This window comes from Sinorhizobium psoraleae (assembly GCF_013283645.1).
Classification (GTDB): Bacteria; Pseudomonadota; Alphaproteobacteria; order Rhizobiales; family Rhizobiaceae; genus Sinorhizobium; species Sinorhizobium psoraleae.
In genome coordinates, this window is the sequence record NZ_JABEKV010000009.1 from 40839 (window position 1) to 59886 (window position 19048).

Consider the following 19048-nt stretch of genomic DNA (forward strand, 5'->3'; position numbering starts at 1 on the left):
TCACCCTACAGAAGCCCGCTGTCATTCGGTTTTAGTTCCTGATCGCTATACGGCTGCCATCCCAACCTCGACGGGATCAGGAACCGTCGTGTTGAAGATGTCCATGAAATTGCGGCGCGCGGCTGGTTTATCGCCGAGCTTTTCGGCTTTCGCTTCGACAGTTGCTTTGAGCTGCGCAGCCTTTGGAGTCAGGCCTTCCTCAATCGCCTTTATCCGAGCTTCCATGGCGGCAAGGCTTGCGGATGCTACCGCATCGGCCTTCGCAGTCGCCGGCTTCGGCTTCGGCTTCGTCTGCAGCGCCATTTTGTTGACGGTTCGTCTGGCGGTAGTAGTCGTTTCCTCCTCAGCTACGGTCGCGTCCTGGTTTGCCGGAGCAGACGTAATCATCGCGGCCGCGGCCGGCCTCTCTTCTATTGTGGGCGCCGGCGAGGTTGTTTCGATGGAAGGAACTCCGCCCTTGGCATACTCCGGAGTGGTTGCGGGAATGGCTTTCGGGGGCAGATATTCGACCTCCGGCACCTGCGGGATATTGGCCTGCGAAAATTCTTCAGCCGATTTGAACGGGTTCGTTTTAAAGAACCGAAGCTTCTCCCCGAAGATCGGTCTTTGCCCTTCGATGAGCAGGATCATCTTGTTCTCCGGCATTTGCCGGACCTCCTGCGGCATCATCAGATCACGTTCGCGAATCTGCTCTACCTTGGTGCGGCGTGGCAGACCCATCAGCTCGATCGTGCGGGATTCCGACTGGTAGCGGATCGTGCGCTTTCCGAGGGCCCGCGACGCATACTCGGCAGTGGCCTGGTCGTTGGCACCAAGGACGAGTTGATAGCCGCAATTACCGAGCAGCGAATGCCGGGAGGTTTCGCCGTAGATCTCATCGAGATTTTTCAGGTCCTGGATGATGAAGGCGAGCTTGATGTTATAGCCGGCCACATAGGGCAGCTTCGTCATGATTTCGTCCATCCGCTTCAACTGCCGGAACTCGTCGAGGAGGAAATAGACTGGAAGAGAATTGGGATCGTGCTCCAGAGTGAGGATGTCCATTACCTGCTGTACGAACAGGGTGAGGAGAGGGCGAAGCAGGGTTATGTCCGTGATGTTCGGCGCCAGATAGATCGACATCGGCCGACGCTTCATCGCCCGCAGATCCATGTCGGTGACATTGGTTGCCGCGACGATCCGCTCATTTTTAAAAGGCCGCATGGCCTTCTGGATATCCATAAGCGCGGAAGCGGCCGCGCGTTCGGATAAAGCGATATAGGAATTGAAGCTCTCAAGTGTGAACTTGGACAGGTAGGGTTCTTTTTCCTTGATGTACTTCATCAGCGCCTGCAGATCGACGCCGCTGTTGAAGAAGGAATTGACCTCGCCGAGGTTGCGGCGATCCCGATAGAAGGGGCTTTCGGTGATGTAGCTGATCACGCCGGCAAGGACTTGTTGCGCCGTCGCTTGCCAAACGGAGTTTTCCGATGCCGTGTTTTCGGGCACCAAAATGCCGGCGATGTTTTGGATGTCAGTGGTGCGGTTGCCCCGCTCCGTCCGAACGAAATCGAGCGGATTATAGCGATTGGTCTTTTCCGAGCCCGGCGCGAACAGGAAGACCTGGCTGCCGTTCTGTCGGCGATAGCCCGCGGTTGCCTTGAAAACCTCGCCTTTGAGGTCAGTGACGATCATCGAGCCTTCGTGCATGAGCGCATTGGGGATGACATAGCCCGCGCCCTTACCGGAGCGCGTCGGACCAATGATCAAATGATGCCGATCGTCCTGCGTGCGGAGAATGTTGCGCCCTACGCGGCCGAAAATATGGCCGTGTTTGCGGAACCATTTGCCGCGCCTAAGCGAGGCGATGTCCTGAAACGCCGCGTCGCCCAAGGGGTTGCTCGTCGGCTTCAGGCCGATGTATGCGACCAGGCCGGCGACGATCAGTGCCGGAACCATCGAACCAAGCGCGACCTTCTGCAGAGCAGGGCTCGAGCGATAAATCCAGAACTGCTGAATTGGAACAAAGGGGTTGCTCGTGATCGTCGTTTCGAGAACCCGTCCATCCTTGTAGAAGAGCTGAAGACCCAGGCCGTAGCCAAGCATCCAGACAACGAACGCTATCCCGACGCAAAAGAGCAGATAGAACGCCTGGAGCTCCTTGGTCATGGTTCATCCCGGGCGAAGAAGATTTCGGAGACGCCGCGCTTGCCGCCGTCACGGCGGAGCTGGATGACGATCGGGATCACCATCTGGATATACGACATGAGATCCTGCTTGGAAAAACCCGCTGACATGCCGGCTTGCTGCATCATCATGGCGAGCTGTTCATAGGCGCCCATCGGCGTATCGGCGTGAACGGTGGACATGCTGCCCGGATGGCCGGTGTTGATCGCGCGCAGGAAGGAGAATGCCTCCGCGCCACGAATCTCGCCGACGAACAAACGGTCGGGACGCATGCGCAACGACGACTCGAGCAAGTTTTGAATGGTCACGTCTGCAGTGCCCTGATCACCCTTCGACGCGATCAGGTGAACCGTGTTCGCCTGCGGCGGGAATAGCTCGCGTGTGTCCTCGAGCGTGATGATCCGCTCATGAGGATCCACACTTTTCAGGCAGGCGTTAAGGAAGGTCGTCTTGCCGGATGAGGTGCCGCCACTGATGAGGATAGAGACTCGTTTGGTGATAGCGGTGTGGATGAAATCGTAAATCCGGCCCGCGCGCAGGTGTCCGATCAATTCCCGGTCGATGTCGCTGAGGCCGCCGACGGCCACAGATACTTTGTCGAGCGAACCGTTGTCGCGATACTCCTCGAGCGTGAAGTTGTTCACGACCTGCTTGCGGATCGAGATCGAGCCACCGTCAGGGGCCGCCGGCGGTAGGACGATCTGAATACGTTCGCCAGTCGGAAGCGCCGCGCTCAGAATCGGCTTGGCACGGCTGATGAATTGGTTGGTCGCCGCCGCAACACGCTCGCCGATGTTCTGGATTTCATCGGTCGTCAGGGCGTCGATGAAATGGTGTTCCATATGATTGGCGCCGAACCGCTCCACATAGACGTGGCCCGGCTTATTGGCGGCGATTTCGACCACCTTTGGGTCATCAAGGAACTGTTTGATCGGTTCGAGCGCGCGATTGAGGAAGTAGTGCGGATCGCGTTTGATCGTGTTACTTGCCGCGACGTTCACGTTGAATCTCCTTCATCGCTTCGGTAACCGGATCGTCGTACATGGCACTGAAATCGAGGTCCTGGCGCACGTAGACAAAGATTCGCTCGCCTTGGCTGACGCTGATGGTGGGAGGAATACGGAGGTTTTCACTGAGTACCGTATTCGCCATGTCGCTAAAGGTCTGCGCGATCGTCTCCCGTGCGATCTCTTCGCCTCGTGCGGCATCGTCGCTGTTGTTGGAGGCCTCCTGACTGCCATATCCGGTCAGATAGCTGGCAGCGCCGCCGACGATAGAAAGCATGATCGACGCTCCAAATCGTTCGCGGAACTTATTGTCGACATGCCCGGTCAAGCCAGATCGGCCCAGGCTGTCCGTGCCGATCGAGTTAAGGCGCACGGAAACGCCATCATCGCGAATGAGCCTGGTCCAGATGACGAAGATGCGCTTTTGTCCGCGCGTCACCTCCGACTGATATTCGCCAATGAGGCGCGTTCCGGTCGGGATCAGAATACGCCGACCGTCGAAGGAATAGACATCTTGGGAGGTAATGGCACGAATCTGGCCGGGCAGGTCGCTGTTAATAGCCGTCTCGAGGATGCCGGGGATCAAGGTTCCCTCCGGTATCATCGCGTCGATACGCTCGATCTGCCGGGCCTTGGCGCTCCGATCGGCAAGGCCCGCGGCCGCAGCCAGGTACTTGCTGTTGCGGTCCTCCCCGGCGACGCTCAGCCCGGAATCGCTCTCGCCTGTCAGGCTTCCGTTTCCGCTTCCGTTTCCTTTTTGATCGAGCTTGATCAGGCCCGACTTGTAACGCTCGGGGAACACTTCCACTGGCGCCGCTTCGGGCGTCTCTTCAACGGCCTCTGGCGGCGCTGGAACCTTGAACTCAGTCGTATCGACGGTTTCCTCAAGAGCTTCAGGTGGCGTCGGCAGTTTGATGACTTCTTGTTCGGGCTCCGGTTCCCGCTTTTGTTCGTCGCGAACAAAGGACGGCGGCCGGAATGTCGTAGTCTGAAACTCTTCGTCGCTGTCAGCAACATCGCGTGGCTTTTCGTTCGCGGTCGCAAGAACGAAATAGGCGGCCACGGCGCCGCCCAGGAGAAGGGCGGCCATACCGAGAGTTTGGTTTCGTCCAGCATTGCGATTGCTGACCGCCGTTTCGTCGGCCGTCGTCATGGCTTCAAGTTCGGGACTGCGCTTCATTAGTTGCCGCTCCTCCTACGTTCCGTCGCCTTGGTGTCATGAGCCGGACCGAGAATGTCCGGATCCGGAGCGCCGAAGTCAGGCTTGCGAAGGTTGAAGATGCATGTCCACTGGTTGCCATCTCGGAGCGTATATTGCGTCGCCACACCGTCGACGACGATGTATTCGCCCTCCTTGCGGAAATTGCGCAGCGTCTCGGAGAAGTCCGACTGCACGGCAAAAATCGCGGGAACCCGGCTGCCGAACTTGAAGAAGGTTTTTTTGCCGTCATCGAAAATCATCGTAGGCTTCAGCGCTGGGTCGCCTGAAAACGAATAGTCGATATTGACGTTGGCCTTGTCGAGATTTGACATATTCGGGTTTGCCGCCCGGTACTCCGCTTCCTTGCGCAGCGAAGCATTCAGATCCTTCTCAGGATAGACGAACCGGATTCCGAAGATCTCCTTGCCATCGGTCGGAGCATGGTCGTTGAGCTCGAGGAAATAGATCCTCTTGGTGGTCACGACGTTCATGTTGGTGGCGACGCTCTTCGCAATCGGCTTGACGAACAGGATATTGCCCTTTTCAGACGGGGCAACCTGCCAACTATCTGTGTCGCCGAGCGATATCGTTTCGAATTTTTCGTCCTCATCAAAGATGATCATGGTGGAGATGCCGTAGGTGGCAGAAACTTTCACCACATTGTTCGGCTGGTAGACGACGCTGGTGACACGCGAATCGAGCGAGCCGGGCCGTGGCGCCTGCGCAGCGTGGACGTGAGTCATCGTCGCGGCCATGACGGTCGCAGAAAGCAGGAGGCGTTTGATCATTTCTCGTCTCCAGGCGTCACCGTCTCTTGATCGCGACGGTAGTTGTAGACCTGGAAGCCCAGCGGGTTTTCGAAGCGCCATTCATTGGTCGATGGCGTGTCCGTATAGCGATAGCGGACGACCGAAATGTAATGCCGGGTGATAGAATCCGTGTCCGTTTTCTCTGTGGTCGAAAACCGCACTAGGGCCGTGCTGGCATTAGAAAAGGTGACGGATTTAATATCGACGGTCACACTCTTGTTCTTCCCCAAAGCCCGTGCAGGATTGTTGGGATTTGCCGCGCTATAGAGTTCCTGCAGCTCACGGGCAGCGTCGCCCGTGGAGAGCAGGGCGGCAATGCCGAAATTCTGCTCAATCGCAAAGGGGTCGTATCCCTCACGCGAGCGAATATAGCGCACGACGTTGGCCTGGGTGACCGCCTGTTGATCTGTGAGATTCGCCGAGCGTGTGAGACCGGTTTTGATCTCCATGTATCCGGTGTTCTTGTCGACCTCGACGATGTAGGGTTCAAAGCTCTTCAGCGGTACGAGCATCACCAGCGCGGTTAAGGAAAGCAAGGTTATCGCGCCGAAAATCGTGGTGACGAACCATGCGAGCGTGCGAGACCGCTTGGCCTTCTTTACGATTTCCTGTTCCCACCGATCGCCGTCTTGAAAATAGCTCCGAAGAACTGCTTCATTTGTTTCTGCCATTCTTCTAGCCCTTAAACCTAGCCCTTACTTTCGCGCCTCAACGAGGCGTGCTGTTGTTGCTGATGCGGTTCTGCATCGCCTCAGCGCTGGCGTTTCGTATGTTGGCTCGCATGCCTTCTTGCGTGCGCGCCCTGGCTTGCATTCCCGCGTTGCCTGCTGCTCCCGCGAGGCGCTGCCCTCCGGACAGGGCCGAAATGGGTGCCGATATGCCAGCAAATCGCCCGACTGCGCGCGCGACATTGCCGAGACCGGCAGCCACACCACCGGTAATCCCTTGCGCGAGAACCTGAATATTAAAGAGGACAAAAGCGCCGGCGGCGCAGAGCAGCAAGAAAGCGGAAATGTCACTGAGCTGAAGGCGCCTTTGGCTTGCAGCGCTGCTGACCTTGGTCAGTTCCGGGTCCATTGCTGCAATAAGGAATGCCGCAACGACATAAACGAACAGCGGGATCAATGCATACATCAGCACCTGTTGGAACCAGGCGACGCCCAAACCCCTCGTCTGGTCGAAAAGCATGCAACCGATGAAGATGGGAGCCGTCCCGATCAAGACCCACATCATCACCTTTGCAAGCAGAAGGATGGCCAATGCTACCGCAATAAAAACAGCGACGGCGAACATGATCAGAAAACCGACCATCGAGGGCAACACCGAAAAATAGCCTGACTGTTCCGCGAAGGCTGAAGCTGCCTCGTTGGCAGTTCTCCAGATCATCGACAGGCCGTTTGTCGGTTCCGTGATACCGGTCCCTGTGGCGGTGAGGATAGCTCGGCCAACGTCCTCCGGAGTGTCGTTCAGCCAAGAATAGAAGAGGGTGTTAAAATAGTCCCAATTCCTCACCAGCGCGAGGATGATCAACATACGCGCCACCCGACCGATAATCTCGCTGACGCTGACGCGAGCGGTTCCCATGAACAGTTGGAGGCCGTAAAAGCCCACGTATGCGATGAACATGATCGTCAGCAGCGGCACGACCTCATTGCCGACGATCCCGTAGGCTCGCGACGAGAAATTCGCTCCGGTCTGTTCAATTCTTTCCAGCAACGCTCCAAGGAAGTCGTTCATCGCCAACCGTCCTTAATTCGCCGTCATGGCGTCAATAGCAGCGAAGGCGTCGGCTGCGTTGCCGTTGACACTTGTCATCGGCCCACATTCGAGGCGAGGATCTGACGCATAGGAGGTCAGGTTCGCAGGCCTCTTGCAAGGAGCGGTCTTTTCCTTCGCCGCCGTGCCGCAGCCGGCGAGACCGGCTACGATCAAGAAAGGAAAAAGCACCTTTGCTGGCATGGTGATTTTACTGGTCACTGTAGCTGAGAGCCTTCTTAGAATTAGAGATGTCGGTCAGGCGTCTTTGGTTGTCGGCCTGGAGCGACGATACGGCCCCGTTCATCACGCCGATCAGCTCGTTGATCGTCAGCCCGGCTTGCACCTGAAGCTGAGTGTTCTGATCGATCGAGCCCTTAATGTCCTTGGCTTGGCCGATATTTGCGCCAGCCTGCTCGAAAGACGAGCGGCGAGTCTGGACGGCCTGCTGTGAACCGGTGACGAGAGCAGCGACGCCAAGAACGGTGTTCACCATCTCCTCATAGGACTTGTCGCCGGAAAAGGAGCTGCCCGACTGGCCGGACAGATTTTTCACTAGCTGCAGGCCGTTGATGAAGGTCGTTGCGACCTTGGCGACATCGCCGCCCATACCGCCGAAGTTTGGAACGCCACCCGACATCAGGCTATCGAACGACGGCATCTGTGAGACGCTGAAGCCATTGCCAACGGCAAGATTTTGCATCTGGTTGGCATCGCTTCCGCGGTCGCCGGTCACCGCTTGAAGGGTTTCCTGGACCGTTTTCAGCACTTCCTTGTTAGTGCCAAGGATATCATCGGTCGTCTTCGACGTTCGCTGCGCAATCTCAAGATTGGCACCGTCGATAACCGGAACTTGCGCCAAAGCCGAGGACGCAAGGGCGGCCACCGAATACGCCGTCAAAATCAAACGTTTCATGGCAGTTCTCCTCATTGAGCGTTCAACATCAGTTCTACGTTGTCCTCGCGTTCCCGTTTTTGAACGCAAGCCTTCTCCACCGGGCTCCATTCGAGCTCCTGGCGCGGATCGCACAAACCGGTCGTTTCGCGATCCTCCTTATCGTCATCATCCTTGAAATCGCTGGTGCGCGAGGACCCGGACAGGCCGCTGAGATCAACCGCGTTACGGGAGTTCATCAGATCCGCCATCGTTGTGCCGAGGCGGATGACTTGGTTCATCATTTCGAGATTGGCGTTGCGGGCACCGGAGTTGTGGTCCCAACTGTCCTGGATTGTGCCGCTGGACATCGCACCTAACTGTTGCAGCCACGATGCGACGTTGCCGCCGCCTTCGCCGATCGCCTGCGACGTCGCCATGGAATTGATGGTAGAATCCCGCATGCCGGTAAAGGACGTCGATCCGCCGCCATAGTTCACCGGGATATTGGCAACGTCGGAACCGCCGAAGGCCGGGAGCCACTTTTGGGTGATGTTCGCGACATACCCTTGCGTTTCCTTGAATGGAGGAATCCCGCCATACTTCTGTACATTGCCAGGTCCCGCATTGTAGGCGGCCAGCGCCAGATTGGTGTTGCCGTTGAACCGGCGAAGTTGTTGCTTCAGGTAGCGCGCCCCGCCGCGGAGATTGTCTTCGATATTGTGCGGATCGACCCCGAGATCTTTTGCCGTACCAGGCATGAGTTGAGAAAGCCCGATCGCGCCGACCGGCGATTTCGCACAAGGATTGAAGCGGCTTTCTTGATAGACAAGCGCCATGAAGAGGTTTTCATCGACGCCTTCCTCTTGGGCGACACGCTTCACCAGACCGGTAATCTCCGGATTTGCCGTGGCCGCTGAGGCTGCATCGCCGCTTCGGCCTGGGCGATACATCGAGCAGGTCACGCTTTTGCTGACAGTGTGACGGTCGCTGTCCGTCTTTTCGATTTCCGTAGTTGTCGCGTCACGTTTCGTGTCGGTCTCGAGCACTTTCCCATCGATGACAGGCACCTGAGAAACAGCCGGTCCAGCAACGCCAAGCCACAGCGCAGAAATTACCCCTAATGCAGGACTTTTCCTCATTCGGCCTTCTCCCATCCGCAAAAATCAGCCAGCCAATTTTCAGGTTCGTCGCCATACTTTTCCCGAAGCGCCGCACACTCCTCGACGGTCTCCTTCCGTCCGGAAAGCACCTTCACGAGATCGGGCATAGTGGAGAGATCGAGCCGAGCGATTACCGAGTCATTGCCGTGTTTGATGAGGAAGGTTCGCTTTTCGGGCGGGGTATTCTTGATGAAGTTGAATTCTTTCACCGTCAGGCCGAAGCGCTTGATGTAGCTGTCTTCATCGGCACGAGGGTTTGGAAAATGAATATTGGTCGCCGATTGCTCGATCAGCGTATGCGAAGCTTTCGCCTTGGCGATATCTGCGGCGGATTGAGTGCCAAAACCGACAATGCCGTTGAGCTTACGGATCGTCTTCATCTTGTCGACGATGAAGGCCGAAAAGGTCTCGTCCATGAGGAGCTGCCAACCCTCGTCCATGAAGAACATGACCGGGTTGCCGTCCAGGAGCTCGTCCAAACGGTGATAGAGGTACATCAGCGCCGGCGTGCGAAGATCCTCGTTTCCGAGTATGTTCGTCATGTCGAACCCGAAAACGCTGCGACCAGAGAAGGAGAGGACGTCATGCTGGGCGTTGAACAGCCAAGCCTTTTCGCCGTCGATCCAAGGGCGGAGGCGAGAATGAAGGTCATTGGCATCCGCCCGCGATCGGCCGACTAGCAGACCGGCGAGGTTTGGCAAATTGCGTTCCGCGGCAGGTTCCTGCATCAGACGAACAATCGCTCTTTCAAGCGTATCCTCGTCTTCTTGGGTAAAGTCGTTGCGATCACCTGAGCGCAGCATTGCCTTCAAGAGCCGCAGCAAAAATTCGCGATTGGGGCCGGTATTGTCGAGCTGGAGCGGGTTGAAGCCGGTTGGCGTCCCCGGCGACAGCACCTCATACGAACCGCCGATCGCCCTTACGAAGATTTCCGCCCCTCGGTCTTTGTCGAAGAACACGGCCCTTGGCGTGGGCGAAACTCGCATCGCCTGCGCCAACAAGAACGTCAACGCGACCGTCTTGCCGGAGCCAGTGGGGCCGGTAACAAGGAAGTGGCCGATGTCGCGGCGGTGGAAGTTGAACCAATACGGCGTTTGCGACGTGGTTTCGAGAATGGTGATCGGCAGTCCCCAATGAGTGCGATCAGCCTGCCCCGTCGCGAAATTGTGCATCGAGGAGAGGCCGGAGAAATTCGCGCTCGAAAGCATCGCCTTGCGGGAAATGTAGCTGTGGTTGCCGGGGAGCTGCGCCCAAAACGCGGCCTCGAGGTTCAAATCCTCACGAAGCCAGTTGATGTTCATGTCGGTGAGGCAGGCGCCGAGTTCGGAAACCGTGCGGCTTATGCCCTGCAAATCGCGGGAGAGGCACAAAAGCGACAGATGGTGGAAGCCGAACACGGCTTCTTGGTTCATCAGGCTATTGAGCGCAAAGTCGATATCCTGCTCGACCGAACTGCCGGATTCGTCCGATGCCCGGATTTGCCGTTGCAATCGGCTAATACGCTCTTGCGCAATCGGCTTGTCAGCGATCGTGAAGGATTGCGTCAGAATGAATTCGTGGTTCACCTGCAACAAACCATCGAGCATGCCCGGGCCGGTAAAGGGCGGGTATTCCTTGATCGACAGGAGCGCGCCAAAGCGGCTGTCTTCATCTACCGCCGCTTGAGCCTGCATGGTCCTTTTGCTGAAATGCAGTCGCGACGTGCCCACGTAATTGCGGATACCCATGCGTGGCAGCCGCATTTTACGCGGCACGCCGCATGTCAGGATCGTATTGAAGAATTCGCAGGGCTCGGAGTAGGGCTCGCCCCTTTCCTTCTCCTCCTGTCCTTCGATCTTGGCCTCGTCGTCGTTCCTGCGACGATAGGTAATGCCGAGAGCCCGGGCGCCATATTTGTGCAGATCACGCACGATGTTGCCGATCAGCTCTTCAAGCTCTGTAACATCTTCTCGCGTTTGCTGGACCCGAGCGTCTTTGTTGGCCCTGTCGAAGATCCTTTTCAGCGTGTCGCCGACGCCAAGAGCCCCCCGCATGCCAGAGCGCACAATGGTCAGGTAAATCTCGTTCGTGAACATGCGCTTATGGCGCAGTTGTTCCATGTAACGCTTGTTCAAAAGATTGCAGAACGATGAGTCATACGCGCCGCCAATCTCCGTTTCGACCTCTCGGCGGATCACGGTCGACCAAAGAGAATAGCGGCTGGACCCTAAGGCTCGGATCATCGTGTTTTGCACGACCGAGCGCATATTGAGCTCAGCCTGGTCTTCCGTTTGGAAGAAAAGGCCATCAAGTTTGATGACGCTCAAAAGTGAGCCGTTCTCCAGCCCGACAACCGTATCAGAGACATGGCGCAGATACGGAATATGAGTCGACATGGGCCGCTCGTTTCCAGCGACCCGGCCAAACCCAAGCTCTTCTTTGACAACTTTCAGCATGGTTACGGTCCGTAGGAGTTGGTGCCCCAAAAGCGCTTGTTGGGCGTGCGCGGTGTCTTGCGAGACGTCACCTGCAGCACGTCGAGGATCTTGTTGTCCCAGGTGCAGAGCGAGAACAGGACAAGGTAGGCGACCGGAGCGATGAGCAACGCCAAAAGATGGTTCGTTGCCAGCCAGCCGATGATGGTGATGCCAACGATCAGCACCACTGCCATGTAAGGTACCCCCCAAAGCGTTGGGGACCGGGTTAACCCGATCACCAGCGGCGTCAGAGATGGCTTTTCGTCCTGAAACTCGCTCATGATCAGTTGCCGCCGCCGACAGACGAAATCATTTGGTCAACGATCGACGGCGCACCGAACACAAGACCAATGCCAATGACGACCGCACCCGCCGTGAACCATGAAAGACGGCCAGCGAAGGCGAGGAAGCCAAGTCCGATGACAGCGATGATCGCCATCAGGCGGCCGAACGGACCGGTGATGAAATCGACGATCATCTGGACCGCGGTTTGAAGCGGCGCGAAGGCGCCTCCTCCGGCAGCCTGCGCAAAGGCGATATCGGCGCCAACGATTTGGATAGCGGCCACGAGACCGAACAGAGCCGCAAGCTTTACGGCCTGAGACTTCCCCGTTTGCATTGCAATCTGCATACTTCTCTCCTTCAAAAGTGCATCACACCGCCGACAAACGCGCCGGTTTTCTTCACAGCGATGACACCAGCGTCCCCGCTGTCACTCGCATCCGAGACCGCTTGCTGAGCGGGCTTTCTGGATTTGCCTTTTGCCGCCGGCATGGGCAGCCCGAGCTGATAGTTCACGACCTTGGCGACGTATCCGACCGTTTCTTGGAAGGGCGGGATGCCACCGTGCTCATAGATCCGCTGTTCGCCGCTGTTGTAGGCGGCCGCGACGAGTAGGGGGTTTTGGAACTCGTCGAGCAGTACCCGCAGATACTTCATGCCACCCTCGATGTTCTGCGCCGGATCACAGACATCCTTGACGCCAAAGCGAGCGGCCGTAGCCGGCATGAGCTGCATCGGCCCGCGAGCACCCTTGGGCGAGTTGCGGCTTTGATCAAAGCCACTCTCTGCCCAGGCGATTGCCGCCGCGAAGACTTCATCGACGCTGTACTTCCGCGCCGTCTGCACAACCAAAGACTTAATTTCGTCAGTGTTTAGCGGAGACGGACCACATTCATGCACTTCCTTGGTGCCGCTGTTCGCCTGAAAATCTGCATCAAATTGCGTTATTGAGCCTGTCGGAATTTGCACATTTTCAGCATTTTGGGCTGCGCCATTGCCGGTAGCAGAATAGCCTAAGGCTGCATCAATTTGATTCGAACCCCTAAATTTCGGTTGGTTTTCATCTGCGTTGTCGGTCTGCTTTACGACGCCATCAGAGCCAAGAACGAACTCCTTTTCAGGCCCATTCCATCGTTCCTCAAAGTTCGTTGCAAGCTCAGCATTACTCTTAGTTTGCCAAGTGCCTTTATTATCAGCAATATTTCCATTTTTATGACCGTCTTGGGCGTGACAAATCCCGCCCAGGAACATGGTCAAAAGGGCAGTCCCCGCCAACGCGGCCTTGCCCGAACTGCCTGCAATTCTAGCCCTTTTTTCCATCGGTCCCCGCCAAACTTGCGGTGTTGTGATTGATACAAAAACTGATTAAGTTGGTGAACGCGTGACATCGATTTGGTTCAGCGATACACTTTTTTGCTGCACACTTAAACCCCTTTTCGCGGGGCAATAGACGGAAGCAATATGGGTAAGGGCTAGAAAATGAAACGGATGATAATTGCCGCAGTAGCAAGTTGCTTAATGGCAACACCCGCCTTGTCCGTTACGGACATCAACAAGGACTACATCAAGTCCCTGGCAGCACCGGGAAAGACCGTGCTGGTGATCGAGTATTATGACGGGAGCGGCAAAGTCGGCGACCGCAAAGGCTATGCAACAACAGCCGGCTTCAAGGCTGTTTCGCCGACTGACTTCCGCGTAGACGAGAAAACGACACTGCACCTTTATGGGCTTGAGCCTTGCAAAGGCGAGATGGTCAATCGCAACGAAGACTTCGCCGGGACGTGCACTGCCTTTGCGCAGCAGCAGCTTCAAATCATGCTGCAAAACCCCAAGGTCGTATTTTGCCGCGCCTTCGTGAGCGAGCAAGGTGCCCCGGTCCAGAACGCGACTTGCTACGGCTACTATAATTTTCCCGGAAGTCTCGATTCCGTCGATATGTTTGAAGAGCAGCTTCTATCGCTCGGCGCACTCCGCCTCTCAAAGAAGCCAGACGGAACGCCTGTTCGTCCAGATCTCGCCAAGGCCGAGGAGATCGGCCAGAAGGGCTCATTCGGAATGTGGGCCGATCCGAGGGTTAAGGGCCAATGAGAAAGGCTCTCCTCCTTCTCTCGGCTCTCTTGCCAGCTACCGCCATAGCCGCGCCCGATGGATATTTTGATCTGCTGCCCGGCGTCACCTTGGAAACCGGCGATACGTGGACCTCGGACGGCAAGCGCTTCCGGCTCTATGGAGTTCAATCATGTTTGCGCGGCACTTCATATACCGACAAGCACGGGCAGAAGCGCGATTGCGGCGAGGCCTCCCTTGCTGTGTTTGCGGCCTACATCAAAGACACCAAACCTGTTTGCGCCCCGGTGGCGAAGAAGGATGATACCGCCTACGTCGTCTGCTACGCCACCGTCGGAAGACAACGACTCGACCTCGCGAACGTCCTGATAACAAGTGGATACGCCTTCGCAGCCCTCAACGGTGAGGGCCTGCCCTATCACGTCCCTTATGCCGTGGCCGAACAACTTGCTCGAGATAAGCGAGCAGGCCTCTGGCAATTCGAAGACGTGCAGCACCCGGCCATTCTCCTGAGCCGTGAGGTGAATGCACGAAACAAAAAGGCAAACCCATGAAGCGATACCTGTCCGCAGCCGCGGTTCTTACTGCGATCGTCCAACCCGCTACGGCAGCTGATCTCGTCAAGAATCCGGCGACGACGACCAAGCAGCAGCAGGATTGGTCCGATGTTCCGGTATATCCTGTCTACAAAGGACGTGTTGCGGTCATGGATGGCCGAACCCTATGGTATCCTCAATATGCGCAGCGCGTGCGCCTCGTCGACATCGATGCGTGCGAGCTCCCCCAATGGGCTCTTGATCCGAAATGGCTAAACCGCGAACGGCAGAAGGCACCTTCGCCAGTCCCTTGCGGCCCGCTCGCCAAAGCCTGGCTCAAAAGGACCGTAAGTAACAAGCCGGTTGAATGCAGCGTCGTATCCTATGACAATGACGGAATCCCGCGGGCGCGTTGCACATCAGGCGGGAGCGACATTGCGGTGGAAATGCTTCGCGTCGGCTGGGCGCGTCTGGCGTCCCCTTACTCATACAACAGCCAGTACCTAGCTTATCAGCGGCATGCAATGACCGCTCGCTATGGCATGTGGGCCACTTATGTCCTCGACATGAACGAATGGCGACGCAAGGCAGTGGACAAGACGTTAGAGCGCCAGCCGATCGCTGATGCCAACCTCATCGCCGAGCGCGAAAGCGAGATTTCACCACCCTTCATCGACGCACGCAGGAAGCCTAAGAGGACAGACCGATAGTTGCCCGACTTCGCTCATATTGCGAACTCGTTCGCAACGGATCCGCTGGCGAGCCTGCTACTCGCCATTCCGCTGTCGTTCGCGCTGATCGCCGTCTCGGAAAAAATCTGGTGGGTGCACGCACCGTTGGCCGTGGGGCTTTTGATCGTATCAATCCTCTTTCTCGATCAACGTCATCTGGCGCTCGACTGCTTCCTGGTCGGTCTCTTCGCCTTTCCGCCGCTATGCCGGGATATCCCCAATCAGCCGCTTCTCTTTCGGATCGGGATCTTCTGGTTCTCAGTCTTCGCGCTCATCGCTGCCGTCATCTATGCCGCCGGGGATCGGGTGCAACACGTCGCTCCGATCGACAAGCTGTTCGTCGGTCGGGCTTCTTCAGCCGCAACGATCAATGAGGACCAACTGATATGAAACGTCTGCTTTATGCCGCTGCCGGTCTTACTGCTCTCGCTTTCGCGCCAACAGGTGCAAAGGCTGAGGATGCTTCCTGGGGCTGCCAAGTGTTGCTTTGCGCCGCCTCACAAAACCCTTCGTGGCAAGGCGTTCCCTACTGCGTGCCGCCAATGAAAAAGCTCATCTCCGCAATGTCAAAGCCTGGGTTCGATTGGCCTATTTGCCACGAGGCGAAAGCCGGAGAACCTGGCCGGGAAGTCTTCGAGGAATGCCCTGCCGGCTTTCAACCCGCCTCGAGCAGCAATGGAGATGATCATGGCTTCAGCGATGAAAAGGATCTGTGCGTCCGCATCGTAGACAAGTGCAAGGATCGCTCTGAATTCCATCGTCTATATGGAAACGATGAAGCTAATGAGCAGGGCCGTATCACGCTTGAGGTCATTCGAAGCGGTCGCGATGACGATTTCTGGAATCAAGACAATGGCTGCAAGGTGAAAGTAACTTCGCCCCGGCCCCGTCGGGCAGACCCCTGGTTTTTTGACATTCCAAACGACAAGGGCGTCAAAGAGCGCTTCTGGTTTAATCTCAGAACCTAAGGGGGAGGCCTATGAACCAAAATATTCTGTTGGCGGCCGCGGCGAGCGTCGGCCTCGCGGCCGGAGCTGGGGGCACCTATCTGGCGACAGCAGAGCCAAAGGTGGAAGCTCAGGCTATTTCAAAGGCCGAATTGGTCACCGCTATCTCCGCCGACCCGTCCCTCTGCCCGATCCCGACAGTCGAGGCGCCGTCGGAGGCCGAAGCAACAGCGGCCTACCGCAAAGCTCACGCGGCGTCTCCCCTCGTTTGGGACAGGAACAATATGCCGGAAATTTCCGTGGCACTCGGACAATGCGACAAAGCCGGTTCAGGCCCAGGCGTAGCCTGCATGACCTCAGTCAAAATGTCGCCTGAGGCGCAGCCCATCGAAAGGATTGTCGGCTTTGCCAAATCAGCATCCGGCGAGTGGATCGCGACAATAAACTAATCATAGAAAAGCCCGCTGAACGCGGGCTTTTCGCTTCCTAGATCTCGAAAGGGCGACTGAAGGAGCCGCCCTATTCCAAGATCGAATTCATCTCATTGGCGTCCAGGGTGCCGCATGTGGCGATCAGGTAAGCCGCCATGTAGGTCAGCTTCATCCTCAATTCCCGATCTCCCTGTGGCCTATAATTGACGATCGCCAGTCGGCTGGCTTCTTCGTCTTGCGCAACACCTAACAGTCCGTTTGCATAGGCGACACTTGTTGCCTCGCCGGCCGCCCTGCGTTCATCCCACACACGAACGGCATCCGCGGTTGCCAGTTGCGCCGCTATATGCCGATCCATCAACTCATCAAGGGAAACCGCAGTTTCCGCCCTGCTCTCTTCCGTCATAGCAACCTCAATCCCAGGTTCCACGGTCACTCCTCGGCCTCCCAAATCGAAAGGGAGGGCAGGAGCCCCGCTCCTGCTCCCCGAGTTCGCGCGGAGCAGCGGAAGAGAGGGGGACAAGCGCTAAACCGGAGGGGGATCACCCACCCGCAGGGCCAGTCGGGACAGCCGGCTGGTGCTGCAGGCCATCGGCCGAAGCATGGGGAGACCGGTTTAGTGCTTGTGGGGGAGAGAGGGCAGCGCTCTTTCTCCCCTCTCAGTGAATTGAATCTATTGGCCTTCGGCCGAAATACGGTGCCATACGGACAGGTATTTTCTCTCTCTCAACATAAGTCGAGCGTACCGAGCTGACGGGCCTGCATCAACGACAGACGGTTTCCCCCAATTTTGCCGCAAGCGACAAAATCGGTTCCCCCATTTGCCCTTCGGGCCGCCAAGGTGGTCATTGACCCAAATCCCATCAGCTCGGGGTTTAGCCTCTGTTTTCAATCAGAGGAGCTGACGATGACCACATACGATCACATTCAGGAATTGCGCGCTGAGTTGGCGGCATCGATCGACGCCGGCGAGCGTCAGCAGATCGCGGCTGAGCTGGAGCGGGCAATTGCGCAGCACCAGCAGGAAGAGGCTGCATTCGATCCGCTGATCAGCGCAGATCCGCCTCCGTAGCGTCTATCAGCGGCGATCTTTCCTCAGTCTCACCATGACGATCTTGGGGTTCTCTCCGGTGCGCTCGACGTCGACGATGCCAGACGCTTCGGCCAGGTCGCTAAGACGAGGAAAGCCATAATTTCGAGCATCGAAATCCGGTGCTTGCTTTGCCAGATGTGCGCCGACGCGGGCAAGATTGGCGCGTCCGTCTTCATCGGCCGAGGCGGTTACGGCCTTGACCAACATATCGAGCGCGGCCTTGTCCAGCGCCGGCTTCGTCGCGGCAGACTTGTTGGCCGGCGCGACATCAACAACAGGCTTCTTCGGTTTCGACGCCGGGACGGCAGGCTCAGACGCTTCCGGTGTAGCGGCATTGAGCACGTCGAAATAGACGAACTTGTCGCAAGCGGTGATGAATGGACGAGGGGTTTTTCGCTCTCCGAAACCATAGACGGTAACGCCCTGTTCCCGCAGGCGGGCCGCCAGCCTTGCGAAGTCACTGTCGCTGGATACGATACAGAAGCCTGAGAAACGGCCGGTATAAAGAAGGTCCATGGCATCGATGATCATCGCACCGTCGGTGGCGTTCTTTCCGGTCGTGTACGCGAATTGCTGGATCGGCTGGATGGAGTGCTCAAGCAGGCACTCCTTCCAGCCTTTAAGATTTGGGCCGGTCCAGTCGCCATAGATGCGCTTGACGCTCGCCACCCCGTAATTGGCGATTTCGGCGAGCAGGCCGGTGACGATCTTTGGGGACGCGTTGTCGCCATCGATCAGCAGTGCGAGGGCCGGTACGTTGTCAGTTGCCATAGTTTGACTTTGTGCCAGTCAACCGCCGAAGTTGCAATCACTGAGCTGTAAACGCTGCCTTCTTCATTGAGCCGTCGCTTGCGCCACGAAAGCGGCCCAAACCCGCTTGACCTGGCTGACGCTGCAGCCGGCCAGCTTTGCTGTCCGGGCGATGCTATTTCCGCCCGTTCGTAACGCGATTACTCGCTCGTGTGTCGCTTTGTCGGCCTGTCGGCCGACGTACTTACCACTCGACTTCGCCAGATCGATGCCCTGCCGCTGGCGTTCGCGCCGATCCTCGAAATCGTCTCGAGCCATTTGCAGCGCCAGTTTCAAGAGCATGTCCTGCACCGACTCGAGCACGATCTTGGCAGTGCCGTCGGCGCCGGCGGCCAGGTCGCTGAGATCGACCACGCCGGGCACGGCGAGACGGGCGCCCTTCCCCCGGATCGTCGCGACCAGCTTTTCGGCTTCAGGCAATGGCAGGCGGCTAATGCGATCGATCTTTTCGGCAATCACGACTTCGCCCGGTTGAAGATCGGCGACCAGGCGCAGTAGTTCCGGCCGATCGGCGCGAGCGCCAGACGCTTTTTCGCGGTAGACGCCGGCGACGTAATAGCCCGCCTGCTTCGCCTGATCGATGATCGCCTCTTGGCGATCGAGATCCTGCCCTTGTGTACTCACGCGCAGATAAACCCGGGCGATCCTCATTGCCACTCCCTGTAGCCAAATAGAGTATACTTCAACGCGCCTAGCTTATTCGCCTAGCTCAGAAAAGCA

23 protein-coding genes are annotated in these 19048 nt (G+C 57.3%); 7 read left to right on the forward strand and 16 right to left on the reverse strand.

Annotation, left to right across the window (positions count from 1 at the left end; genetic code table 11):
* Window positions 1–45: 45 nt before the first annotated feature.
* From ILFOPFJJ_RS29830 to ILFOPFJJ_RS29885, 13 genes are read right to left on the reverse strand one after another with little or no spacing between them, the layout of a single operon-like run.
* Complete coding sequence (locus ILFOPFJJ_RS29830; RefSeq protein ID WP_173514128.1) at window positions 46–2148, reverse strand: type IV secretory system conjugative DNA transfer family protein; 2103 nt, start codon at window positions 2146–2148, stop codon at window positions 46–48.
* Window positions 2145–3167: a P-type DNA transfer ATPase VirB11 gene (gene virB11 / locus ILFOPFJJ_RS29835; protein ID WP_173514129.1), complete on the reverse strand. Its 1023-nt coding sequence runs from the start codon at window positions 3165–3167 to the stop codon at window positions 2145–2147. Before virB11 ends, ILFOPFJJ_RS29830 begins: the two co-directional genes overlap by 4 nt.
* Window positions 3148–4353: a type IV secretion system protein VirB10 gene (virB10, locus tag ILFOPFJJ_RS29840; protein ID WP_173514130.1), complete on the reverse strand. Its 1206-nt coding sequence runs from the start codon at window positions 4351–4353 to the stop codon at window positions 3148–3150. The genes virB11 and virB10 overlap by 20 nt, the downstream gene beginning before the upstream one ends.
* Window positions 4353–5162: a P-type conjugative transfer protein VirB9 gene (gene virB9, locus ILFOPFJJ_RS29845; RefSeq protein ID WP_173514131.1), complete on the reverse strand. Its 810-nt coding sequence runs from the start codon at window positions 5160–5162 to the stop codon at window positions 4353–4355. Before virB9 ends, virB10 begins: the two co-directional genes overlap by 1 nt.
* On the reverse strand, window positions 5159–5854 hold the full coding sequence (locus ILFOPFJJ_RS29850; protein WP_173514132.1) for a VirB8 family type IV secretion system protein: 696 nt from the start codon (window positions 5852–5854) through the stop codon (window positions 5159–5161). The genes virB9 and ILFOPFJJ_RS29850 overlap by 4 nt, the downstream gene beginning before the upstream one ends.
* A gap of 37 nt (window positions 5855–5891) precedes the next feature.
* On the reverse strand, window positions 5892–6920 hold the full coding sequence (locus ILFOPFJJ_RS29855; RefSeq protein WP_173514205.1) for a TrbL/VirB6 family protein: 1029 nt from the start codon (window positions 6918–6920) through the stop codon (window positions 5892–5894).
* A gap of 12 nt (window positions 6921–6932) precedes the next feature.
* Entirely contained in the window at window positions 6933–7160 is a 228-nt protein-coding gene (locus tag ILFOPFJJ_RS35460) for a hypothetical protein (protein WP_097596267.1), read from the reverse strand.
* Window positions 7150–7854, reverse strand: a complete 705-nt coding sequence (locus ILFOPFJJ_RS29860; protein ID WP_173514206.1) for a type IV secretion system protein — start codon at window positions 7852–7854, stop codon at window positions 7150–7152. Before ILFOPFJJ_RS29860 ends, ILFOPFJJ_RS35460 begins: the two co-directional genes overlap by 11 nt.
* An 11-nt stretch (window positions 7855–7865) precedes the next feature.
* Window positions 7866–8954 carry a lytic transglycosylase domain-containing protein gene (locus ILFOPFJJ_RS29865; RefSeq protein ID WP_097596269.1) on the reverse strand — a complete coding sequence of 363 codons (1089 nt, stop codon included), beginning with the start codon at window positions 8952–8954 and terminating at the stop codon, window positions 7866–7868.
* Complete coding sequence (locus tag ILFOPFJJ_RS29870) at window positions 8951–11410, reverse strand: VirB4 family type IV secretion/conjugal transfer ATPase (protein WP_173514207.1); 2460 nt, start codon at window positions 11408–11410, stop codon at window positions 8951–8953. The genes ILFOPFJJ_RS29865 and ILFOPFJJ_RS29870 overlap by 4 nt, the downstream gene beginning before the upstream one ends.
* 2 nt (window positions 11411–11412) lie before the next feature.
* A complete protein-coding gene (locus tag ILFOPFJJ_RS29875; RefSeq protein ID WP_096771553.1) occupies window positions 11413–11712 on the reverse strand; it encodes a VirB3 family type IV secretion system protein in 300 nt (99 codons plus the stop codon).
* 2 nt (window positions 11713–11714) lie between these two features.
* Entirely contained in the window at window positions 11715–12062 is a 348-nt protein-coding gene (locus tag ILFOPFJJ_RS29880; RefSeq protein WP_097596271.1) for a TrbC/VirB2 family type IV secretion system protein, read from the reverse strand.
* An 11-nt stretch (window positions 12063–12073) separates the two neighbouring features.
* On the reverse strand, window positions 12074–13033 hold the full coding sequence (locus ILFOPFJJ_RS29885; protein ID WP_173514133.1) for a lytic transglycosylase domain-containing protein: 960 nt from the start codon (window positions 13031–13033) through the stop codon (window positions 12074–12076).
* Between the two features lie 159 nt (window positions 13034–13192).
* Here ILFOPFJJ_RS29885 and ILFOPFJJ_RS29890 point away from each other — a divergent pair, with 159 nt between their 5' ends.
* From ILFOPFJJ_RS29890 to ILFOPFJJ_RS29915, 6 genes are read left to right on the forward strand one after another with little or no spacing between them, the layout of a single operon-like run.
* Entirely contained in the window at window positions 13193–13801 is a 609-nt protein-coding gene (locus ILFOPFJJ_RS29890; protein ID WP_173514134.1) for a hypothetical protein, read from the forward strand.
* The gene (locus ILFOPFJJ_RS29895; RefSeq protein WP_173514135.1) at window positions 13798–14334 is read left to right on the forward strand and encodes a thermonuclease family protein; all 537 of its coding nucleotides are present in this window, start codon (window positions 13798–13800) and stop codon (window positions 14332–14334) included. The genes ILFOPFJJ_RS29890 and ILFOPFJJ_RS29895 overlap by 4 nt, the downstream gene beginning before the upstream one ends.
* Window positions 14331–15026: a thermonuclease family protein gene (locus tag ILFOPFJJ_RS29900; protein ID WP_173514136.1), complete on the forward strand. Its 696-nt coding sequence runs from the start codon at window positions 14331–14333 to the stop codon at window positions 15024–15026. Before ILFOPFJJ_RS29895 ends, ILFOPFJJ_RS29900 begins: the two co-directional genes overlap by 4 nt.
* Entirely contained in the window at window positions 15027–15437 is a 411-nt protein-coding gene (locus ILFOPFJJ_RS29905) for a hypothetical protein (protein ID WP_097596276.1), read from the forward strand.
* Complete coding sequence (locus ILFOPFJJ_RS29910; RefSeq protein WP_173514137.1) at window positions 15434–16015, forward strand: hypothetical protein; 582 nt, start codon at window positions 15434–15436, stop codon at window positions 16013–16015. The genes ILFOPFJJ_RS29905 and ILFOPFJJ_RS29910 overlap by 4 nt, the downstream gene beginning before the upstream one ends.
* A gap of 11 nt (window positions 16016–16026) precedes the next feature.
* Window positions 16027–16443, forward strand: a complete 417-nt coding sequence (locus ILFOPFJJ_RS29915; RefSeq protein ID WP_173514138.1) for a hypothetical protein — start codon at window positions 16027–16029, stop codon at window positions 16441–16443.
* 70 nt (window positions 16444–16513) lie between these two features.
* Here the strand turns inward: ILFOPFJJ_RS29915 and ILFOPFJJ_RS29920 are convergent, their stop codons facing one another.
* Window positions 16514–16861, reverse strand: coding sequence for a hypothetical protein (locus ILFOPFJJ_RS29920; protein WP_376741474.1), 348 nt, complete (start codon window positions 16859–16861; stop codon window positions 16514–16516).
* 471 nt (window positions 16862–17332) lie between these two features.
* Between ILFOPFJJ_RS29920 and ILFOPFJJ_RS29925 the strand changes: the two genes are divergently transcribed.
* Complete coding sequence (locus ILFOPFJJ_RS29925; RefSeq protein WP_173514139.1) at window positions 17333–17497, forward strand: hypothetical protein; 165 nt, start codon at window positions 17333–17335, stop codon at window positions 17495–17497.
* A gap of 6 nt (window positions 17498–17503) precedes the next feature.
* Here ILFOPFJJ_RS29925 and ILFOPFJJ_RS29930 read toward each other — a convergent pair whose 3' ends face one another.
* Together ILFOPFJJ_RS29930 and ILFOPFJJ_RS29935 are read right to left on the reverse strand one after the other, a co-directional pair.
* Window positions 17504–18289 carry an NYN domain-containing protein gene (locus tag ILFOPFJJ_RS29930; RefSeq protein ID WP_173514140.1) on the reverse strand — a complete coding sequence of 262 codons (786 nt, stop codon included), beginning with the start codon at window positions 18287–18289 and terminating at the stop codon, window positions 17504–17506.
* Window positions 18290–18352: 63 nt separating this feature from the next.
* Window positions 18353–18979 carry a recombinase family protein gene (locus tag ILFOPFJJ_RS29935; protein ID WP_173514141.1) on the reverse strand — a complete coding sequence of 209 codons (627 nt, stop codon included), beginning with the start codon at window positions 18977–18979 and terminating at the stop codon, window positions 18353–18355.
* Window positions 18980–19048: the final 69 nt, after the last annotated feature.

What these genes read in the sequence shown, in the direction of transcription:
- ILFOPFJJ_RS29895 (WP_173514135.1), top strand. Translation starts at nt 13,798, where the DNA reads ATGAGAAAGGCTCTCCTCCTTCTCTCGGCTCTCTTGCCAGCTACCGCC.
- ILFOPFJJ_RS29915 (WP_173514138.1), top strand. Translation starts at nt 16,027, where the DNA reads ATGAACCAAAATATTCTGTTGGCGGCCGCGGCGAGCGTCGGCCTCGCG.
- ILFOPFJJ_RS29885 (WP_173514133.1), bottom strand. Translation starts at nt 13,033, where the DNA reads ATGGAAAAAAGGGCTAGAATTGCAGGCAGTTCGGGCAAGGCCGCGTTG.
- ILFOPFJJ_RS29870 (WP_173514207.1), bottom strand. Translation starts at nt 11,410, where the DNA reads ATGCTGAAAGTTGTCAAAGAAGAGCTTGGGTTTGGCCGGGTCGCTGGA.
- ILFOPFJJ_RS29830 (WP_173514128.1), bottom strand. Translation starts at nt 2,148, where the DNA reads ATGACCAAGGAGCTCCAGGCGTTCTATCTGCTCTTTTGCGTCGGGATA.
- ILFOPFJJ_RS29865 (WP_097596269.1), bottom strand. Translation starts at nt 8,954, where the DNA reads ATGAGGAAAAGTCCTGCATTAGGGGTAATTTCTGCGCTGTGGCTTGGC.
- ILFOPFJJ_RS29910 (WP_173514137.1), top strand. Translation starts at nt 15,434, where the DNA reads ATGAAACGTCTGCTTTATGCCGCTGCCGGTCTTACTGCTCTCGCTTTC.
- ILFOPFJJ_RS29935 (WP_173514141.1), bottom strand. Translation starts at nt 18,979, where the DNA reads ATGAGGATCGCCCGGGTTTATCTGCGCGTGAGTACACAAGGGCAGGAT.
- ILFOPFJJ_RS29900 (WP_173514136.1), top strand. Translation starts at nt 14,331, where the DNA reads ATGAAGCGATACCTGTCCGCAGCCGCGGTTCTTACTGCGATCGTCCAA.
- ILFOPFJJ_RS29925 (WP_173514139.1), top strand. Translation starts at nt 17,333, where the DNA reads ATGACCACATACGATCACATTCAGGAATTGCGCGCTGAGTTGGCGGCA.
- ILFOPFJJ_RS29880 (WP_097596271.1), bottom strand. Translation starts at nt 12,062, where the DNA reads ATGCAGATTGCAATGCAAACGGGGAAGTCTCAGGCCGTAAAGCTTGCG.
- ILFOPFJJ_RS29875 (WP_096771553.1), bottom strand. Translation starts at nt 11,712, where the DNA reads ATGAGCGAGTTTCAGGACGAAAAGCCATCTCTGACGCCGCTGGTGATC.
- ILFOPFJJ_RS29855 (WP_173514205.1), bottom strand. Translation starts at nt 6,920, where the DNA reads ATGAACGACTTCCTTGGAGCGTTGCTGGAAAGAATTGAACAGACCGGA.
- virB9 (WP_173514131.1), bottom strand. Translation starts at nt 5,162, where the DNA reads ATGATCAAACGCCTCCTGCTTTCTGCGACCGTCATGGCCGCGACGATG.
- ILFOPFJJ_RS29850 (WP_173514132.1), bottom strand. Translation starts at nt 5,854, where the DNA reads ATGGCAGAAACAAATGAAGCAGTTCTTCGGAGCTATTTTCAAGACGGC.
- virB10 (WP_173514130.1), bottom strand. Translation starts at nt 4,353, where the DNA reads ATGAAGCGCAGTCCCGAACTTGAAGCCATGACGACGGCCGACGAAACG.
- ILFOPFJJ_RS29890 (WP_173514134.1), top strand. Translation starts at nt 13,193, where the DNA reads ATGAAACGGATGATAATTGCCGCAGTAGCAAGTTGCTTAATGGCAACA.
- ILFOPFJJ_RS29930 (WP_173514140.1), bottom strand. Translation starts at nt 18,289, where the DNA reads ATGGCAACTGACAACGTACCGGCCCTCGCACTGCTGATCGATGGCGAC.
- ILFOPFJJ_RS29860 (WP_173514206.1), bottom strand. Translation starts at nt 7,854, where the DNA reads ATGAAACGTTTGATTTTGACGGCGTATTCGGTGGCCGCCCTTGCGTCC.